2 protein-coding genes and 1 pseudogene are annotated in these 4,016 nt (G+C 75.0%); all 3 read left to right on the top strand.

The features are described from left to right. Positions 1 to 819, top strand: a pseudogene (locus MPTA5024_RS44370) (hypothetical protein); the annotation flags it as partial. A gap of 151 nt (positions 820 to 970) precedes the next feature. After that, positions 971 to 2,566 (top strand): acyl-CoA carboxylase subunit beta, encoded by a 1,596-nt coding sequence (locus tag MPTA5024_RS27840; RefSeq protein ID WP_036330010.1) that lies wholly within the window; start codon positions 971 to 973, stop codon positions 2,564 to 2,566. A 17-nt stretch (positions 2,567 to 2,583) separates the two neighbouring features. After that, a partial coding sequence (locus MPTA5024_RS27845) for an acetyl-CoA carboxylase biotin carboxylase subunit (RefSeq protein WP_036330011.1) occupies positions 2,584 to 4,016 on the top strand: 1,433 nt, incomplete at its 3' end.

A 4,016-nucleotide genomic window follows, 5' to 3' on the forward strand; every position in this document is an offset into this window, starting at 1 on the left:
CCGCCCCGGCCGCGGGGACGGCGCGCCAGGCCGGCGCGGCCCCGGCGGACGGCGCTGACCTGGACGGCCGTCGGGATCGGGGCCTCCGCACTCGCGGCCGCGGCCTTCCTGGTGCCGAACTGGGTGTCCGCCAGGCAGATCTCCTCTGAGGACGCCCTCGGCCCGACACCCGGGGCCGCCTCCGCCGCGGCCGAGCCGCAGGTCTCCACGCCGTACGCGCCGGCCACCCCGAAGGGGCGCAGGCCCGGACGGCCCTCGCCGGCCTCCACTGCCGGCCGGCCCCGAGGGGACGCGACGGCCGCCCCGGCCCGGACACGCCCGGCGCACCCGTCGCCCACCCCTGACCGCTCCGGCGGATCGAGGCCCACCCCCTCGACGGCCGGGCCCACGGCCACCCCGAAGCCGACGACGCAACCCACCGCCCAGCCCTCCGCGAAGCCGACGCCGACCCCGACGAAAACGCCGACGAAGGCCCCGACCAGCGCGCCCAAGCCCAACCCCTACACGGCCAAGGGCGTCTGCGGGACCGGCTACGCCGTAGTCGACTCGCACTCCTACGGCGGGCAGGCCACGACGTACCTGCTCTACAGCTCCTCCACCGGCCGCAACTGCGTGATCACCCTGTCCCGCTACGTGATGCCGGGCAAGGTGAGGATGGGCGCCGTCCTGAAGGTCAAGGGCGGGGCGTCGGCCGCCGACTCGGGCTCCTACACGGCGTACGCCGGTCCGCTGCGCCTGGCCGCCGCCGGCAGGTGCGTGATCTGGGGCGGCGGGTACGGCAGCACGAGCTGGAGCAGCGCGTGGTCCCACTGCGGCTGACCCGGGCGGGCGGCACCCGCGGCACCGCGGCGGCCCGGTGCGGTGACGGCGCGGTGCGGTGCGGTGACGGCGCGGCGAGGTGACGGCGCGTTGACGTGACGGCGGCCAACCCGGAGGATCTTCCCGTGATTGAACTCGGTTCGGTGGTGACATGACGGCACTCGTGAGCCGGCTGGACACCTCCAGCGGCGAGTACGGCGCCCGGCGCGCCGCCATGCTGACGAAGATCGCCGAGCTGGAGGCCGAGCACGCCAGGGCCGTGGCCGGAGGCGGGCCCAAGTACGTCGACCGGCACAGGGAGCGGGGCAAGCTGCTCGCGCGCGAGCGGATCGAGCTGCTCGTCGACCCCGACTCGCCGTTCCTGGAGCTGTCCCCGCTGGCGGCCTGGGGCACCGAGTTCCCCGTGGGAGCGAGCGTGGTGACCGGGATCGGCGTGATCGAGGGCGTCGAGTGCGTCGTCACGGCCAGCGACCCCACCGTGCGGGGCGGCGCGTCCAACCCCTGGACGCTGCGCAAGACGCTCCGGGCCGCCGACATCGCGCTCGAGAACCGCCTGCCGTACGTGAACCTGGTCGAGTCGGGCGGCGCCGACCTGCCGTCGCAGAAGGAGATCTTCATCCCGGGCGGCCGGATCTTCCGGGACCTGACCCGGCTGTCGGCCGCCGGCGTCCCGACGATCGCGCTGGTCTTCGGCAACTCGACCGCGGGCGGGGCATACGTGCCCGGCATGAGCGACCACGTGGTCATGGTGCGGGAACGCGCCAAGGTGTTCCTGGGCGGCCCGCCGCTGGTGAAGATGGCGACCGGCGAGGAGTCCGACGACGAGTCGCTGGGCGGCGCCGAGATGCACGCCCGCACCTCCGGCCTCGCCGACCACCTGGCGGCCGACGAGCACGACGCGCTGCGCATCGGCCGGCGGATCGTGCGGCGGCTCAACCGGCGCCGGCCCGTCGCCTCCCCGGCGGCCGCGCCCCCACCGCTGTACGACGAGGACGAGCTGCTCGGCATCGTGCCCGAGGACCTGAAGATCCCGTTCGACCCGCGCGAGGTCATCGCCCGGGTGGTGGACGGCAGCGACTTCGACGAGTTCAAGCCGCTGTACGGGCCGAGCCTGGTCACGGGCTGGGCGGCGGTCCACGGCCACGCGATCGGGATCCTCGCCAACGCCCGCGGGGTGCTGTTCGGCGAGGAGGCCCAGAAGGCGGCGCAGTTCATCCAGCTGGCCGACCAGACCCGCACGCCGCTGGTCTTCCTGCAGAACACGACCGGCTACATGGTCGGCAGGGACTACGAGCAGAGCGGCATCATCAAGCACGGCGCCATGATGATCAACGCGGTGTCCAACTCGACCGTCCCGCACATCACGATCGTCATGGGCGCCTCCTACGGCGCGGGCAACTATGGGATGTGCGGCCGGGCCTACGACCCCCGGTTCCTGTTCACCTGGCCGAGCGCGAAGTCGGCCGTCATGGGCCCCGCCCAGCTCGCGGGCGTCATGTCGATCGTCGGCCGCGCCGCCGCCGAGGCCCGCGGCCAGGAGTACGACGAGGAGGCCGACGGGGCCATGCGGCAGGCCGTGGAGGCCCAGATCGAGGCCGAGTCGCTGGCGTTCTTCCTGTCCGGCCGGCTCTACGACGACGGGGTGATCGACCCCAGGGACACCCGTACGGTCCTCGGGCTGTGCCTGTCCGCGATCGGCAACGCGCCCGACGCCGGCCGCGCCGGCTACGGCGTCTTCCGGATGTGAGCAGAGGGACGGCGACAATGATCGAGCGGTTGCTGGTGGCCAACCGGGGCGAGATCGCCCGGCGCGTGTTCCGCACCTGCCGTGAGCTGGGGATCGGCACGGTCGCGGTGTTCTCCGACGCCGACGCGTCCGCGCCGCACGTGGCCGAGGCCGACCGGGCCGTACGGCTGGGCGCGCCGCTGTCGTACCTCGACCCCGCGCTGGTCGTGGACGCGGCCCGCAGGGCGGGGGCGGACGCGGTGCACCCCGGGTACGGCTTCCTGTCGGAGAACGCCGCCTTCGCCCAGGCCGTCCTGGACGCCGGGCTCACCTGGATCGGGCCGTCCCCGGAGGCCGTAGCGGCGATGGGCTCGAAGATCGAGGCGAAGGCGCTGATGGCCGAGGCGGGGGTGCCGGTCCTGCCGACGTTCCCCATCGGGCCCGGCGGGCTCGCCGAGGAGCTGACCCGGCAGTTGCCCGAGGTGGAGACGCCCCTGCTGATCAAGGCGTCCGCGGGAGGCGGCGGCCGCGGGATGCGGGTGGTCCGCGACCCGGCCGATCTGCCCGCCGCCGTCGAGGCGGCCCACCGGGAGGCCCTGGCGGCGTTCGGCGACGGCACGCTGTTCGCCGAGCCGCTGCTGGAGGGCGCCCGGCACATCGAGGTGCAGATCCTCGCCGACGCCCACGGCACGGTCTGGGCCCTCGGCGAGCGGGAGTGCTCGATCCAGCGCCGCCACCAGAAGGTCATCGAGGAGGCCCCCTCCCCCGCCGTCACCCCCGAGCTGCGCAGGGAGCTGTGCGAGGCCGCGATCAGGGCGGCCCGGGCCATCGGGTACGTCGGGGCGGGAACCGTCGAGTTCCTGCTCGCCGCGGGCGGCGGCTTCCACTTCCTGGAGATGAACACCCGCCTGCAGGTCGAGCACCCGGTCACCGAGGCGGTGTACGGCGTCGACCTCGTGCGCCTGCAGATCGAGGTGGCCGAGGGCGTGCAGCTGGCCGCGCTGCCGCCGAGCCCGGTCGGCCACGCCATCGAGGCCCGCCTGTACGCCGAGGACGCCGACGGCCGCCCGCAGACCGGTGTGCTCCACCGCTTCGAGGTGCCGGGCGTGGACGGCGAGTTCGCGCTGGGCGCGCGGCTGCGGCTCGACTCGGGCGTGGTGTCCGGCGGCGAGGTCGGCGTCCACTACGACCCCATGCTCGCCAAGGTCGTGGCGTACGCGCAGACCCGCGGCCAGGCCGCGCGGCGCCTCGCCGGGGCGCTCGCCCGGGCCCGGGTGCACGGGCTCACCACCAACCGCGACCTGCTCGTCACCGTGCTGCGGCACCCCGAGTTCCTGTCGGGGGCGCTCGACACCGGATTCCTCGACCGCCACCCCTCGACCGCGCCGCTGGCCGGCCCGCAGGCCGTCCGGCTGTCGGCGCTCGCGGCGGCGGTGGCCGCGGCCGAGGGCCGCAGGGCCGCCGCCCCCGT

Source organism: Microbispora sp. ATCC PTA-5024, assembly GCF_000511135.2.
In the GTDB taxonomy this organism is placed as follows: domain Bacteria; phylum Actinomycetota; class Actinomycetes; order Streptosporangiales; family Streptosporangiaceae; genus Microbispora; species Microbispora corallina.

What these genes read in the sequence shown, in the direction of transcription:
- MPTA5024_RS27840 (WP_036330010.1), top strand. Translation starts at nt 971, where the DNA reads ATGACGGCACTCGTGAGCCGGCTGGACACCTCCAGCGGCGAGTACGGC.